General features: G+C 69.5%; 13 protein-coding genes and 1 pseudogene. 11 read left to right on the top strand and 3 right to left on the bottom strand.

Annotation, left to right across the window (positions count from 1 at the left end):
• Window positions 1-7: 7 nt before the first annotated feature.
• The 10 genes from ACQ86G_RS22720 to ACQ86G_RS22675 all read left to right on the top strand — a co-directional run bounded on the left by ACQ86G_RS22720 (window position 8) and on the right by ACQ86G_RS22675 (window position 11,008).
• Entirely contained in the window at window positions 8-1,102 is a 1,095-nt protein-coding gene (locus tag ACQ86G_RS22720; protein ID WP_431257435.1) for a beta-ketoacyl synthase N-terminal-like domain-containing protein, read from the top strand.
• Complete coding sequence (locus ACQ86G_RS22715; protein ID WP_431257434.1) at window positions 1,099-2,559, top strand: TIGR02270 family protein; 1,461 nt, start codon at window positions 1,099-1,101, stop codon at window positions 2,557-2,559. The genes ACQ86G_RS22720 and ACQ86G_RS22715 overlap by 4 nt, the downstream gene beginning before the upstream one ends.
• Window positions 2,448-3,353 (top strand): DUF4150 domain-containing protein, encoded by a 906-nt coding sequence (locus ACQ86G_RS22710; RefSeq protein WP_431261470.1) that lies wholly within the window; start codon window positions 2,448-2,450, stop codon window positions 3,351-3,353. Before ACQ86G_RS22715 ends, ACQ86G_RS22710 begins: the two co-directional genes overlap by 112 nt.
• Window positions 3,354-3,380: 27 nt before the next feature.
• On the top strand, window positions 3,381-3,740 hold the full coding sequence (locus ACQ86G_RS22705) for a hypothetical protein (RefSeq protein ID WP_431257433.1): 360 nt from the start codon (window positions 3,381-3,383) through the stop codon (window positions 3,738-3,740).
• Window positions 3,737-4,342: a type VI immunity family protein gene (locus tag ACQ86G_RS22700; protein WP_431257432.1), complete on the top strand. Its 606-nt coding sequence runs from the start codon at window positions 3,737-3,739 to the stop codon at window positions 4,340-4,342. The genes ACQ86G_RS22705 and ACQ86G_RS22700 overlap by 4 nt, the downstream gene beginning before the upstream one ends.
• 5 nt (window positions 4,343-4,347) lie before the next feature.
• A complete protein-coding gene (locus ACQ86G_RS22695) occupies window positions 4,348-5,037 on the top strand; it encodes a hypothetical protein (protein WP_431257431.1) in 690 nt (229 codons plus the stop codon).
• 66 nt (window positions 5,038-5,103) lie between these two features.
• Window positions 5,104-6,021, top strand: a complete 918-nt coding sequence (locus tag ACQ86G_RS22690) for a type VI immunity family protein (protein WP_431257430.1) — start codon at window positions 5,104-5,106, stop codon at window positions 6,019-6,021.
• Between the two features lie 126 nt (window positions 6,022-6,147).
• Window positions 6,148-8,958, top strand: coding sequence for a protein kinase domain-containing protein (locus ACQ86G_RS22685; protein WP_431257429.1), 2,811 nt, complete (start codon window positions 6,148-6,150; stop codon window positions 8,956-8,958).
• Between the two features lie 134 nt (window positions 8,959-9,092).
• Entirely contained in the window at window positions 9,093-10,109 is a 1,017-nt protein-coding gene (locus tag ACQ86G_RS22680) for a polysaccharide deacetylase family protein (RefSeq protein ID WP_431257428.1), read from the top strand.
• Window positions 10,106-11,008 (top strand): hypothetical protein, encoded by a 903-nt coding sequence (locus ACQ86G_RS22675; protein WP_431257427.1) that lies wholly within the window; start codon window positions 10,106-10,108, stop codon window positions 11,006-11,008. Before ACQ86G_RS22680 ends, ACQ86G_RS22675 begins: the two co-directional genes overlap by 4 nt.
• Window positions 11,009-11,113: 105 nt before the next feature.
• Here ACQ86G_RS22675 and ACQ86G_RS22670 read toward each other — a convergent pair whose 3' ends face one another.
• Window positions 11,114-11,542, bottom strand: a complete 429-nt coding sequence (locus ACQ86G_RS22670; RefSeq protein ID WP_431257426.1) for a VOC family protein — start codon at window positions 11,540-11,542, stop codon at window positions 11,114-11,116.
• 228 nt (window positions 11,543-11,770) lie between these two features.
• Between ACQ86G_RS22670 and ACQ86G_RS22665 the strand changes: the two are divergent.
• Window positions 11,771-12,625: pseudogene (locus ACQ86G_RS22665) on the top strand (hypothetical protein); the annotation flags it as partial.
• Here the strand turns inward: ACQ86G_RS22665 and ACQ86G_RS22660 are convergent.
• Window positions 12,562-13,557: a TIGR03915 family putative DNA repair protein gene (locus tag ACQ86G_RS22660; protein ID WP_431257425.1), complete on the bottom strand. Its 996-nt coding sequence runs from the start codon at window positions 13,555-13,557 to the stop codon at window positions 12,562-12,564. The pseudogene ACQ86G_RS22665 and the gene ACQ86G_RS22660 overlap by 64 nt on opposite strands.
• A complete protein-coding gene (locus ACQ86G_RS22655; RefSeq protein ID WP_431257424.1) occupies window positions 13,557-14,843 on the bottom strand; it encodes a putative DNA modification/repair radical SAM protein in 1,287 nt (428 codons plus the stop codon). Before ACQ86G_RS22655 ends, ACQ86G_RS22660 begins: the two co-directional genes overlap by 1 nt.
• Window positions 14,844-14,891: the final 48 nt, after the last annotated feature.

Genomic DNA, 14,891 nt, shown 5'->3' with positions numbered 1-14,891 from the left:
CGCCCAGATGTCAACGACCCCACCGTCCTCACCGGCCCCGCCGGCGCTGCGCGTGCTGGCCATCGGCGCCTTCACGCCGGTGGGCGGCGACGCGCGATCGACCGCCGCCGCGGTGCGCGCCGGGCTGTGCGGCTTCCGCGAGCACGCCTACATGATCGACACCGCCGGCGAGCCGATGCGCGTGGCGCAGGTCGCGGGCGTCGACGCCGACCTGCGCGGTGCGGAACGTCTCGTCGCGCTGCTGACACCGGCGTTGACGGAGGCGCTGGCGGGCATCCTCGCGTCCGCGGGGGCGGCCAACGCGACGCATGACGGCCGCATCGGTGTCGCCGTCGCCTGGCCGCCGACGCGTCCAGGCGGTCCCGACGAAGCGACCGACGCGGTGCGCGCCCTGTGCCGTGATCGCCTCGGTGCACGGCTCGGCCCTCTCCAACTCTTCGCCAGCGGCCATGCGGGCGGCTTCGAAGCGCTCGACCAGGCGCGCGCCTGGCTGCGTGCCGGGCAGGTCGATGCTGTCGTCGTTGCGGGCGTCGATTCGTACCTGGCGCCGGAGACGCTGGAATGGCTCGAAGCCGAGGAGCAACTGCACGGCGCGGGTCCCTTGAACAACGCCTGGGGTTTCATCCCGGGCGAGGCGGCGGGCGCGCTGCTGCTCGCGAATGCCGGAGCGGCAACGTCGGGCGGCTGGGCGGACGTGCTCGCGGTCGGACTCGGCCGCGAATCGAAGTTGAACAAGAGCGGCGAGGTCTGCATCGGCGAAGGCCTGACGCAGGCGCTGCGCCGCGCGCTGGATGAAGTGGCCGGGGAAGGTGTGATCGACAACGTGGTCTGCGACATGAACGGAGAGGCGTACCGCGCCGATGAATACGGCTTCTGCGGCCTGCGCGTGCGCGACCGGCTGCGCGATCCGACGGACTTCCTCGCGCCGGCGGACTGCTGGGGCGACGTGGGCGCGGCGGGCTTGCCGCTGCATCTGCTGCTGGCGGCCTCGGCCGGCCGCAAGGGCCATGCGAAGGGGCCGCTGACGCTGCTCTGGGGCAGCTCCGACGGCGGCGGGCGCGGCGCGGCGGTGATCCGCGCCGACGTGGCGGTGCGGGCATGACGATGGACAACGCCCGATTCGAGGCCGGCTCCGCGGCACCGGTGACCGCCGACCAGATCGAGACCTTCCGCGACGAGGCCGCGTTCCTCTGGACGCAGCGCCGCGACGCGCTGGACGCGCCGCACTACTCGCCGCAGCAGTTCGCCGATCTGGACGAGCAGCTGGCCGCGCAGATCGACGGACTGGTCGAGGCCGGCGACGAGGCCTGGCCGCCGTGCCAGGCCGCGCTGGTCAACGACTGTGCGGAGGACTTCTTCGTCGCCGGCGTGCTGGCGCTCAACGGCCGGCCGGACGACTGGCTGCCGCTGGTGCGGCGGGCCCGGGAGGCGCCGGAGACCGCGCCCGGTCTGGCGGCGGCGCTGGGCTGGGTCTCGGCCAACGAGGCCTTGAAGGCCGAGGCGCTGATGCCGGCGGACGATTCGCTGAGCCGGCGGCTGACGCTGGAGGCCTACGGCGCTCACCGGCTGGATGCGGGCGAGCGCTGGTCGGTGTCGATGCGATCGACCAATGCCGGCGAGCGCGCACGCGCGCTGCGGCTGGCGGGCGAGCTGGGACGTGTCGAAGGGATCGAGCCTGTGCTCGGCCTGATCGGCGATGAGAAGAGCGAGCCGCGCTACTGGGCGCTGTGGTCCGGCGTGCTGCTGGGCGATCGGGGCAAGGCGCTGGCCGCGCTGACCGGTGCGGCGCTGCGGCCGGGCACGCGACAGATGGACGCATTCCGGCTGGCGGTGCTGGCGTTGCCGGTGCAGGAAGGCCATCGGCTGCTGGTCGAGGCGGAGACGATGGCCGGTGCGGCGCGGCTGCGCATCATCGGCGCGGGGCTGTCCGGCCAGCTGCGCTACGTGCCGTGGCTGATCGACCAGATGACCACCCGGCCGGAGGCCGCGCGCATCGCGCTGGAGGCCTTCTGCCTGATCACGGGCGCGGACGTCAACACCGACGGCCTGGAGGCGCCGCCGCCGGAGGACTTCGAGGAAGGCCCCAACGAGGATCCCGAGGACGACGACGTCGAGGTGCCGGTGGACGTCGCGCTGCCATGGCCCCATGTCGAGCAGGTGCGGGCCTGGTGGCTGGCGCACCAGTCGCGGCTGCCGGCCTTGTCGCCTGACGGCCGGCTCTTCATCGGCCAGCCGCTGAGCGAGGTGCACTGCCTGCGCGTGCTGCACGGCGGCCGTCAGCGGGCGAGGGCGCTCGCGGCGCTGCACCTGTGCCTGCTGCGGCCGGGCACGCCGCTGTTCCCGGTCGATGCGCCGGCCTGGCGTCAGCAGCGGCTGCTGCAGCGCTTGGGCGGGGAGACTGAGCCATGCCGGTCACCATCAAGGTCAATGGCACCGTCAACTCGCTGGTGCACAAGTTCAGCAACGGCATCAGCGTCGCGACCATCCCCGACGTCTGCAAGACGCCGAGCCCGGGCGGCCCCGTGCCGATCCCTTACCCAAACATCGCCCAGTCCGTGACGCTGTCCGACGGGACGACGACGGTCAAGGGCGACAAGACGATGGCCGCCATCAAGGGCTCGAAGTTCGCGATGTCCAACGGTGACAACCCGGGCACGCTCGGCGGGGTCAAGTCCAGCACCTTCATGAAGGAGGCGACCTGGATCCTGTACTCCTTCGACACGAAGATGAACAAGAAGAACGCTGCGCGGTTCATGGACAAGATGTTCCATAACCACGAGAACGCGGCGAACCTGGCGGGGGTCATCCAGTCGGTCGTGGCCGCTCACAACCTCGACGATGAAGAGGTGAAGCTGGCCAACGAGATCTGCGAAGAGGTTTGCAAGGCTGCCAAGAAGTCGGATGACGGTGAGAAGCTTCCCGAGGGCAAGCACCATCAGGACGAGATCGCGAAACGTTTCAGCAACGGCCCGCCCCGCCACGAGCCTAAGGCCGGCTATGAGAACCTCCTGACGGAGGCGACCTGGGGCATGGCCGAAGACGTCGCAGAGGCGCTGATACCCTGCCTGTCCAAGAGTCGACTCTTGGGAGGAGTCGCTGGCGTCAAGGCGCCGAGCAGTCAGATGGGGGCGATCAACACGCTGAGAAAAAACGAGGTCCCGGGCTGGAGGCCGGACTTCACGCTACTGAAGGACAAGACCAAGGGCATGACTGAGGACAACGTCAAACGCTTCTTCGAAGTGAAAATTGACGATAAGCCGACGAAGAATCAGGCTGCGGCTAAAGATCGCCTCAAACAGCGTGGAGAGAAGAAAAAGCTGGTTGAGTTGGACAGGAAGAGCTGCGGCTGCTGATCCCGCTCCTTTTTGAACAGGACAAGAATGAAGCGCAACGAATTTATCGAAACCTTGCGAACAACGCATGCGACCTTGAAGAAGGGCAACGTCCGCCCGTGCCTGGAGATCCACCTTTATGGCACCGACGCCCGAGGCGCTTTCAAGAGCGCGTTGGCGGGAGCCGCGCAGGCAGTTGAAGACCAATTTACCGGAGCGTTGCGCTACTACCGGACCAACACGATGTCGACGGCCAAGGCCATCGCGCCGGACGCGACGACGTTGATCAGCAATTTCGTCGTTGCGGACGAGAAGAAGCCCGCGAAGCTTTCGGGGATCGAGTTTTTGGCGGCGAGAAATCGAGCGCCTTCGATCTTCCCTCCATCGATTGGTTCTCGACAAAGTTGACTTCCGGCGCAGGAAATCCGCCGACGCGGTCCTACTTGCGCGTCTGTCTGCCGCCGGAGAGTGACCTGGCGGCCCCGGCGGCACTGAAATCCTTTGCGCGCAAACTCCTACGAGGCTTCCCGCTGCTCGCCGGTCACTGCGGCTGGTCGTACTACACCGGAGGAGGTTTCTCCGACGCGGAGGAAGTCATCGACCGTGATCTGCCAGGTTGGTTGCTGCGTTATCCGGGCGTGTCAGTCGGAGCGCCGTTGGGCCAAGCCAACTTGATGCTGGACGGCCTGCTGGCGACGTCCTGGCTCACGTTTGTGTCCGAGGCCGCGGCGAAGGCACGTGGTCAGGATCTCGCCGACTTGGCGAAATCGGCTGCCGCCCGAGGATTGGGCAGCGAGATCGTGGAGCCGGGAGTCCTTGAGATCCAGGCTGGCCCCGCGCCGGAGACTGGGGATGTCAATCGCCAGGACCTGCTGCCTGCATATCGCCAGGTTGGTGAAGTGCTGGCCCCGCTTGCGATGCCTGACGAGCGGGCCAAGTTCCAGACCATCGCGGACATGGACTTCGAGTCCCGGATCGTCTGGTACCGCCGTTTCTTCGGAGCGGCTTGACGTCCATGCTGACGTTGCCGCACACGCTCAAGGTCATCGGACCGACGTTGCGCGCCGAGGTCCTGGCGTTTCTGCAGGCCATCGAGCGCGCGCGACGGTTCGGCTTCCTCGTCGAGTGGTCCCAGCAGACCGTGAAGGACTCTGTCGGCATCGATGGGGCCCTCGGTGTGGAATGGGCCCCCGACCATCTGGGAATCGCACTGACGGGGCTTCCTCATGCGTTTGCCGTCGAGGACATCGCGCTGGTTCGCAGGGGCGTGTTGCACCTGCTCGCCAGCGATGGCGACGAATCGGCCGTCAGGCAGGCGCAGACGCTGGCCACCGCGGTAGCCGAAGCCGACGAACGCGTCGTCGGCGAGCTTCCAGTCGTTTCCGGTGCGGCATCGACCGACTTCAGCCAGCCGTTCCACCTGCACCTCTGGTTCGCGGATCCGGTGGAAGAGCCGGTTCTGGATGGATTGGCGGATGCACTTGGCACATTGGAGCAATTGGCAATCGGACTGCGTCCCTTGGGGGGTCATGTCTTTGCCGACATGGGCGCGACTTCGCTTTCGCTCCTGGAGCCTGATCACATCCAGGTCTGGATCGACGCCCTGCATGCCGATCCTTTGGACTGGCAGCCGCGCGTCGGACGGATGCTTGCGCGACTCAATCGACGCATCCCACTCCGCGCGATCGTCTACGACGAGTCGTGAGGGGACAGTGGATCCGTCGCCGGCTCGACGGCGGTGTTGCGTCGCCTCCGCCTGAATAGGACGACCATGACTGTTGTGGATGTCGCCGTCGACCATGACGGCCGCCGACTGGTCGATCTCTGCCTTCAGATCGTGATCGTGCTGGACGGGCCGCTGGCTCCGGCGATGCCGCGTATCCAGCGCCTCTACGACGACTTCATGGCCCGCTACGGCGATCGCATCCGTCTTGCCTACGATTACGACGAAAAAGAGATGCGCCCGTTCAAGCCGGACGAGTGGCGAGACGTCGCCCGCTGGTTGGATGCGCCGTTGAGCCTGGGCAGCGGCTCGTTCGGTGCGCATTTCCAGGCCGGCGACCCGCAGGCGGAGCAGCGGCCGCCGATGTTCGACGCCGTGCACTACGCACCGTCCCCTGAGCTCGCTCGAGTCGGTATCCGGTTGCGACTACCGATCGAGGAGGCGGGGCATGGTGGAGATGCTTTGCGTGACTTGTTCGTCGCCCTGATCGACGGTTTTCCGCTGCGCGTGGCACTCTGCGGGCTGGCGCCTTGCTGGAGTTCAGAGCAGAACGATTCGGCGCGGGCGTTCAAGACCCACACCGTGCCGAAGCTGCTGCGGCACCCCGGGCTGGACATCGGCGCGTTCACCTTCCATGTCCTGCATGCGCCGGCCGGGCTGATGACGATTCACTGGCTTACCGCGCTCGGACCGCAATGGGCCGACCGACTGGGTGGCGCGGGTGCGCTGCGCGCCCAATTGCCGCAGCCCTGCGAGGTCGTCGACCTGCCGGGCGGCAGCGTCGTGCTCCGCGCCGGGCCGGAGCCCGTTGCGGGCGACGTGAATCGGAACGATCGCCTGCCAGCGTATCAAGCCGTGGCGTGCGCGTTACGCCCGGTCTGGGCGTCGGACGACTACATCGGCAACATCAGCTACCCGGAGATCGAGCCGGAAGTCGGCGATCAATGGGTCGCGCGCTTCTTCTGAACGCCTCCGCCGCAGGGCCTATCCACTTCAGGAACCACCCTCTGGTGACTTTCGTTCATTGCCCCCGATCCCCGTGACAGGGACGATGCGCATTGGGCGGCGATCCTCGTCGCGGCGAGGCGTTCGATGTCACGAAAAGAAGGTAACCCCCGCTCGGCCAAGCCGGGCAAGGCGCCGGCGGCGGCCGACGACTCCACGTTCGATCCGGACGCGACACGCATCGTGCCGGCCGGCGCCCCGCTGGACCGCATGCCGCTCAACACCGCCGCCAACCGCGCCGTTCCTGCTTCCGAGCCGGATGGCGGGCAGGAGACCGCGCCGCCGCATGACGACGGCCCCGAGACCGTCCAGCATGAACGCGAGATCAGCTTCATCGATCCCACGTTCCCCGACACCTTCTCGATGCGCGCCGGCCGCAAGCCGGCCGACATCCCCGTCGACACCGACCACACCATCATCGCCCCCGCCGCGATGCTGAAGCCCCAGGCGGCGAGCGAGCCGCCGGCCGCGAGCCCGCCCGTTCCCGCCCCCATTCCCGCCGAGCCCGCGCCCGCGCCGGTCGCCGCCATGCCGGATGCGCCCGCCGCTGCCACGGACGCCACCGCCGTGCCGGAGGCGACTCCCGACGCCCCGGTTCCCCCTGCCGCCCCCGTCGTCCCGGTCGTCCCGGTCGTCCCGGTCGCCGCTTCGCCTGCGCCCACCACCGCTTCGCCCCTGGACACGTTCTCTCCCACCGGGAATGAGACCGTCATTGCCCCTGCTGCCCTGAATCCCGTGACCAAGACTTCGCCGCCAGCGGCACCGACGCCACCCGCCACGCCGATCCCCGAATCCGCCGCGACCGGCAATGAAACCGTGATCGTGCCCGCCTCGAAGCTGGCCGCGGCCAAGCCGGCCCCCGTCGACGCCACGCCCGCGAAGCCGCCGGTGGCGGCCGCGGTGACGCCGCCAGCACCGCCCGTGGCGCCGCCCGTCACGCCGCCGCCCGTCGTGGCGGAGGCCGAGGAATCCGAATTCGGCGCCTCCGAATTCGCCGAAACCATCCTCGACCCGGACGCCGTCGCCGCGGTGGCGGCGCTGCGCGCGATGCCGCCGGTGCCCGATCCCAAGCCGTCCACCGGCACGCTGCCGGGCGGCTCGCTCGCGGCCAAGGTCGCCAGCAACGAGGCGCCCGTGCGCCAGGTCGGCCGCTTCCAGGTGCTGGACCGCATCGGCCGCGGCGGCATGGCCAGCGTGTTCAAGGCCCACGATCCCAGCATCGGCCGCGACGTCGCGATCAAGTTCCTGCACGCCTCGCTGTGCGAGGACGAGGAGTACCACGCCCGCTTCCTGCGCGAGGCGCGCGCCTCCGGCAGCCTGTCGCATCCCAACATCGTCACCGTGCACGACGTGGGCGAGGTCGACGGCCGGCCCTACATGGCCATGGAGCTGCTGGACGGCGAGCCGCTGGCCGACCTGCTCGAACCCGGCACGCCGCTGCCCATCCGCGACACCGTCGTGATGGCCATCCAGCTGGCGCGCGCGCTCGACTACGCGCACAAGCGCGGCATCGTCCACCGCGACATCAAGCCCGGCAACATCGCCCGCGTGCGCGGCACGCTCGACATCAAGGTGATGGACTTCGGCATCGCCCACATGGAGTCGACCAAGGGGGAGCAGCGCACCCGCGTCGGCGACGTGCTGGGCACGCCGCAGTACATGGCCCCCGAGCAGATGAACGGCGAGAAGATCGACGGCCGCTCCGACCTGTTCTCGGTCGGCATCGTGCTGTACCAGATGCTCACCGGCGTGCGTCCGTTCACCGGCGACAGCGTCGTGAACCTGGCGCTCAAGATCGCCAAGGACGACCCGACGCCGCTGAACAAGCTGCGCCCGGAGATCCCGGCGTCGCTGCGCCGCGTGGTCGACCGCTGCCTGGCCAAGGCGCCGGACAACCGCTTCCAGACCGGCGCGGAACTCGCCGATTCGCTGGTCAAGGTGCTGGGCGAGATCGACGAGGAGGCCCGCAACAAGGGCCGCGCCAAGCTGATCCCGCTGCGCGTGAAGTGGGCCGCGATGATGGCCGGCATCGTCGCCATCGTGATGGCGGTCAGCGGCTCCATCATCAGCCAGCGCCAGAACGCCGCGCTGATGCAGCAGGTGGCCGACTACGGCACCGCGCTGTCGCGCTTCATCGGCGCGCAGAACGCCACCGCGGCGCTCGGCGAGGACTGGGTGTCGGTCGACGTCTCGCTGCAGGAGATCATGAAGACGGGCGATTTCGAGAGCGTCAGCGTGATCGACCGCGCCGGCGTGGTCGCGGCGTCCAGCCTGCCGGAGACGGTCGGCAAGCCCTACCAGGCACCGCCCGGGGAAATCCTGGGCGAGCAGGGCGCCGTCAAGCGCACGCGGTATCACGCGGCCGGCGGCGCGGCGATCCTCGGCTTCGACTCGCCGATCACCTTCCAGGACAAGACCGTCGGGCGTGTCGCGCTCGGCCTGCCGGAGCGGCCGCTGGAGAGCGTCGCGCGGCTGTCGCGCACGCTGATGGCGGTGCTGGCGGTGACGACGGTGCTGGCCGTCGCGATCGCGATGTTCTTCGTCGCCAACTGGTTCTCGCGACCCATCAAGCTGGCCGTGGAGGCGCTGGACGAGATCGGCCGCGGCCGCGTCGACTTCCGCATCCGCGAGCAGCGCAAGGACGAATTCGGCCTGCTCTACGCCGCCTTCGACCGCATGGCGCAGGCGCTGCAGGACAAGCAGGCGCTGGCGGCCTCCGCCGCCAAGGCCGAGGCGCCGACGACGATCGGACGTCGTTCCGGCGCGCTGGCCGCGGCACGGCAGCAGGCGGCTCAGGCCGCGCCGGCCGACCCCCAGTCGCCGGCCGCCGCCGCGCCCGCGGACGAACAGACGCAGCCCGCCCCGCCGGTGCCGCCATCGACGCCGGGAGCCGCCTGATGTCGGGTAGCCTGATGCCCGTGGTGACACGCGGTACTTCGACGGCCGCTGGCCCTCATCCCCACCCTCTCCCGCAAGCGGGAGAGGGAGTTCGACCGCGTCCTGCGCTGTTTGCCGGCGTTGTCGCCGCGGCGGTGCTCGCGCTGACCGGTTGCGTCGCGACGCCGACCGCGACGCCGCCGCTGAACGAGCCCGCGCCGGTCAAGGCGCCGTCGACGACCGCCAACGGCGAGATCGTCGCCCGCAGCGACCGCCTGCTGATCTACGTGCCGGTGGCCGGCGAATCGCTGCGCGGCATCGCCGGCCGGCTGCTCGGCAGCGAGGACCGCGACTGGCAGATCAGCGAGGCCAACAGCGGCGTCACCAAGGCCGAGCCCGGCCAGCCGCTGATCGTGCCGCTCAAGCCGATGAGCCCGCTGGGCGTGCGCTCGGGCCAGCTCCAGACGGTGCCCATCCTCTGCTACCACCGGCTCGGCACGGTGGGCGGGAAGATGGCCGTCTCGCAAGGCAACTTCGCCGCCCAGATGGAATGGCTGGCGAAGAACGACTACCGCGTCGTCAAGCTGTCGCAGCTCGCGGGCTACCTCGACGGCAAGGAGCCGCTGCCGCCCAAGGCGGTGGTGATCACCTTCGACGATGGCTACGAATCGGTCTACAAGCTGGCCTACCCGGTGCTGCGCAAGCTCGGCCTGCCGGCGACGATGTTCGTCTACACCGACTTCGTCGGCGCGGGCGGCGACGCGGTGAGCTGGACGCAGCTGGCGGAGATGCAGTCCTCGGGGCTGATGGACATCCAGTCGCACTCGAAGTCGCACCGCAACCTGATCGAGCGCACGACCGGCGAGAACGAGGAGCGCTACAAGCGCAACCTCGACACCGAGACCGCGGGCCCGCGCGACCTGATCGAGCAGAAGCTCGGCACGGCCGGTCAGGTGCGCCATTACGCCTATCCCTACGGCGACGCCAACGAGCTGGTGCTGGACACGCTCACGCGTCAGAAGTACACGCTGGCGGTGACCGTCAACCCCGGCGGCAACGCCTTCTACGCGCAGCCGCTGATGCTGCGCCGCACGATGATCTTCGGCGACCACGACCTCGAGGCCTTCAAGGCCCGGCTGCAGACCAGCCGACGCATCGGACCGACCCCATGAGAGCCTCGGTTGTACTGGCGCTCCTGACGGCCGTCGTGCTGGCGGCCTGTACCGGCGGCCCCGGCGCGCTGCGCAATCCGGAAGGGACGGCGGGCGCCCCGCCTTCGGCCTTCGAGCTGGCGCAGGTCCAGCGCGCGCAGGAGCAGGGCAAGGACGGCCAGTTGGCCGATGCCGCCTGGACCTGGGAGGCGCTGACGGTCCTGCGTCCGGACAACGCCGGCTACCGCGACAGCCTGGCGGCGACACGGCAGCAGATCGACGCCGGCGTGGCCGAGCGGCTGGACAAGGCCAAGGCCGCGCACAAGCGCGGCGACCTGGACGGCGCGACCACGCAGTACCTGTCGGCGCTGTCGCTGCAGCCGGACAACGAGCCGGCCGCCGACGCGCTGCGCGGGCTCGAGAAGGAGCGCAACCAGAAGAGCTACCTCGGCAAACCGGCCCGCGTGACGCTGCGCAAGGCGGCGCCCGCGCCGGTCGCGGCCAAGCCGGCCGCACCGGCGAAGGCCCAGGCCGCCACGTCCGGCGCTCCGGCGAAGGAGCCGGCTCCGGCCGTCGCGGCCGGTCCGGACCGCAACGAGCTGGAACACATCGCCATGCTGTCCGCGCAGGGCGAGGTCGACGAGCCGATCCGGCTGCTCGAGAAACGTGCGCCGCAGGACCGCAACGATCCGTCGGCCAAGCGGCTGCTGGCCGACCTCTACGTGCGCAAGGCCGAGAAGCTCGCGGCGATCGACCGGTCCGGCGCGATCGTGGTGCTGCAGAAGTGCCTGCGCGTGGATCCGAAGAACGCGCGCGCGACGGCCATGATGCGGCAGCTGATCGACGAGTCGGCGGCGAAGTCGTCCGCGCCGGCGCCCGCCGCCGCGGCGACGGCCAAGAACAAGGTCGACAGGAAGTGACGGCTCAGGCCGCCATGGCGACGGGAAACGACGGGGCCTCGGCCCCGTTTTTCATTGGCGTCATGGCCGCCATGCTCGCCATGGGCGCGCGCCCGAGCGGGCCACTCAGAACGTGACCTTCACCGACGCCGCGCTGCGCCTGGCCTCGCCGTGGAAAACGGCCTCGATGTTGTTGCCGTCGGGGTCCAGCACGAACGCCGCGTAGTAGCCCGGGTGGTAGGGCCGCTCGCCCGGCGCGCCGTTGTCGGTACCGCCGTTGGCCAGCGCGGTCTTGTGGAAGGCGTCCACTGCCGCGCGGTCCCTGGCCTGGAAGGCCAGGTGATGTCGCCCGGTCAGATGACCCTGCGCGGCCTGGCTGTCCGCGGTCGACACGAACAGCTCGTCCGCCCAGAAGTAGTCGTCGCCCGAGCCGCCGATCGGCACGCCCAGCGGCGGCAGGATCGCCTCGTAGAACTTCCGGCTCGCGGGCAGGTCCCGCACGACGAGCTGGAGGTGGTCGATGAGGCGTCCGCGATGCAGTTCCTGCGTTTCCATGGGGCTCTCCTTGAAGACGTCGGGCGCGCATCGTCCGGAGCGCGCCATCGTGGAAGAGACGGGGCAAGCCGCGTTCTTGTCCGCCTGCGACGCCCATGACGCTCGTTTCTGCTGCGCCGCGCGTCGGCCTCGCCCCAGGAGTCCGGGACAGCGCGGGCGCGTCACGGGCCCCGCGTTTGCTCGCGCCATCGTTCTCGTGCTTCGCACGTCTCCGAAGGCATCCATTTCATGAAACCGCTCTTCCTTGCCGCACTCTTCTGGGCCGTCGTGCCCCAGGCGCAGGCGCAATTCAATCCGCCGGCCGGACCGGAACAGAACATCGACATCCACGCCGGCAACGCGACCGACAGCCGCTCCAACCACGGCACGCCGGGATGGCTGAACGCGTCGGCCAGCGAGCACGGCATCGATGCCTCCGGCAATGCCTTCAATTCATCCGCGTCGGCATCGACCCGGATGGGACCGGGGCACCTGTCGGGCAGCCTCGCCACCAGCGTGACCGGCAGCGGCACCGCGACGACCTCGCTGACGGCCTACCAGACCGATGCGCTGACCTTCACGCGCAACGACGGCAACTTCGACAACGAGCTGATCGTCCACTACAACATCGTGATCGCCGGCGGCACGTCGGCGGCCATGAGTGGCGGCGCCGGCGGCACGCAGGCGGGATCGCTGGACTGGACCTTCGTCCACCAGCTCGACGGCTTCTACACGACCGCCTGGCAGAGCACCACCACGCTGGCCCACGACGGCAGCGTCGTCACCGACAACCAGTGGAACAGCAGCCCGATCGGGGACGTGTACGCGGTCTACAGTTTCTCCGCGGCGATCTTCGCGGGTGGCGCGACCACCATGGACCTGTACCTGGAGATGAACAGCCGCCTGAATGCGGCGGGCCCGTCGGCGACGGCTTCGATGGCCGCCAACGCACCGACGATCTACTGGGGCGGGATCTCCCAGGTCACCGACTGGAACGGCAACGTCATCGACTACTCGGTGGCGTCGGCGTCCGGCTTCAACTACACGCTGTCGGCGCTGGCCTCGCCGGCGCCGGAACCGTCGACCTGGGCGCTGCTGATCGTCGGCGTGGCGGCGTTGGGTCTGCGCGGACGCGCGATCTCCCGGATGCGTCGCGGCGACGTCGGCTCCGCCGCCAGCATGGTCTGAACGCGGCCGTCGGCCTGCGCGACGAGCGGCTCGATCAGCGCCGCTTCCGGCAGGTTGGTCCAGTAGCGGCGCGGCATCTCGCGCGCCATCATCGCGACCTTCAGGCGCGCGGGATTGAAGATGCTGCGGTAGTAGGTCAGCCAGAGGTCGGCGCCCGCGTCCGGCGGCGGCGCGTCCTCGCGCCGGCCGCCCGGACCGACCTGCAGCGACGTGCCGTCCCACGACACCGAGCAGCGCGGCGACTGGATCGACCATCGCAGGTTGGCGAAACGCCGGGCGAAGAACGGCGCGGCGGCCTCGAGCGTGTGGTGTGTCGGCTCGAACCACGCGACGAGGCGCTGGCCGTCGATCTCCTCGACGGGCACGAAGCGGACGAACGCGTGGGTCTTGTGGATCTCGTGCCGCACCTCGCGTTCGAGCCGTTCGGCGCGGCGACGGTCGGGGTCCAGCGTGTCGTGCCAGTAGCCCGGTTCGGTCTTCAGCCGGAAGAGCATCCGGTACAGCAACGTGAAGCGCTCGGGTTCGGCGTGGAGCAGGGCGGTGCGGCACAGCGACAGGAAGGACGCCGGGACGGTGAACACGGCGGACGCGTCTTGCGTTCCCTGCGCATCCTGTGTGTTTCGCGTGCTCCCCGTGTCTTGGCCGGACCGCCTCTGGACGAAGGTCCGTCCGGCCTCGCTCGCGTCCTCGTCCTCGACCTCGACCGAGTCGTCCGCCCAGAGCCCACGTTCGTCGTGACCCGTCCGCCAGACCACGTCGTGCGGGGCGATGCCGAGGCGCATCAGCCGCTTCGCCGCCTCGCGGAAGCCCTCGAGATCAATGGGACCGTCAAGCTGGACGCGAACCATCAGAAGAGCCCCATCTGAGCCGGCGCGGCGTCTACAGGCGACCTCGCCGCGATCGCCGCATCGAGCGCCTGGACCCTGCTCGCCGGACCGGGGCGGTGGCCGTCGACGATCACGAACGGCAGCACCTTGCGCGCCGGCAGCTTCAGTTGCCGCAGATCCTCGGCGCGCAGCCGGCGGACGCGTCGCGCCACGAGCAGCTTGTCGACCGAGCCGACGCCGAGTCCCGGCACCCGCAGCAGCATCTCGCGCGGCGCCTGGTTGAGGTCGACCGGGAAGCGCTCCGGATGCGCGAGCGCCCAGGCGTGCTTGGGATCGACGTCGAGCCGCAGCAGGCCGGTGCCGTCGTCGACGATCTCCTCGTGGTCGAAGCCGTAGAAGCGCATGAGCCAGTCGGCCTGATAGAGGCGGTGCTCGCGCACCAGCGGCGGCGCCTTCAGCGGCAGCGTGCGCGCGGCATCGGGGATCGGGCTGAAGGCCGAGTAGTAGACGCGCCGCATCCGGAAGCGGCCGTACAGCGTGGCGCTGCTGCGCAGGATGCTGCGGTCGTCGCTGGCGTCGGCGCCGACGATCATCTGCGTGCTCTGGCCGGCGGGCGCGAAGCGCGGCGGCCGGGCCGGGCGCGCGGCCGCACCCGGCAGCACACGGATCGGCGCCTCGGCGGCGGCCTTCTGCGCCGCCTTCGCGTCGTCGATGTGCAGCCTCAGCCGACCCATCGACCGATGGATCGCGGCGGTGTCCTTTTCCGGCGCCAGGTCCTTCAGTCCCTCGTCGGTCGGCAGCTCCACGTTGATGCTGAGCCGGTCGGCATACCGCCCGGCGCGCCGCAGCAGCTCCTCGCTGGCATCGGGGATCGTCTTCAGGTGGATGTAGCCGCGGAAGTCGTGTTCCTCGCGCAACACCTGCGCGACGCGCACGACCTGTTCCATCGTGAAGTCGGGGCTCTTGATGATGCCGCTGCTGAGGAAGAGGCCTTCGATCGTGTTGCGCCGGTAGAAGTCGAGCGTCAGCGCCACGACCTCCTCGACGCTGAACTTCGCGCGCGCCACGTTGCTCGACGAGCGGTTCACGCAGTACAGGCAGTCGTACTGGCAATGGTTGGTCAGCAGGATCTTCAGCAGCGAGATGCAGCGGCCGTCGGGCGCATAGCTGTGGCAGATGCCCATGCCCTCGGTCGAGCCGATGCCGGTGCCGCCGCGGGAATCGCGCTTGTCCGTGCCGCTGGACGCGCAGGACGCGTCGTACTTCGCGGCATCCGCCAGGATGGCGAGCTTGCGGGAGAGATCCATGACATGCCGGTGAGATTGAATACTGTATGAATATACAGTTTCTTCGGC

Source organism: Roseateles chitinivorans (assembly GCF_050632145.1).
Taxonomy (GTDB): Bacteria; Pseudomonadota; Gammaproteobacteria; order Burkholderiales; family Burkholderiaceae_C; genus Roseateles; species Roseateles chitinivorans_B.
Note: the sequence above shows the minus strand (reverse complement) of the source record. Positions and strands in the feature narration are given on the sequence as shown.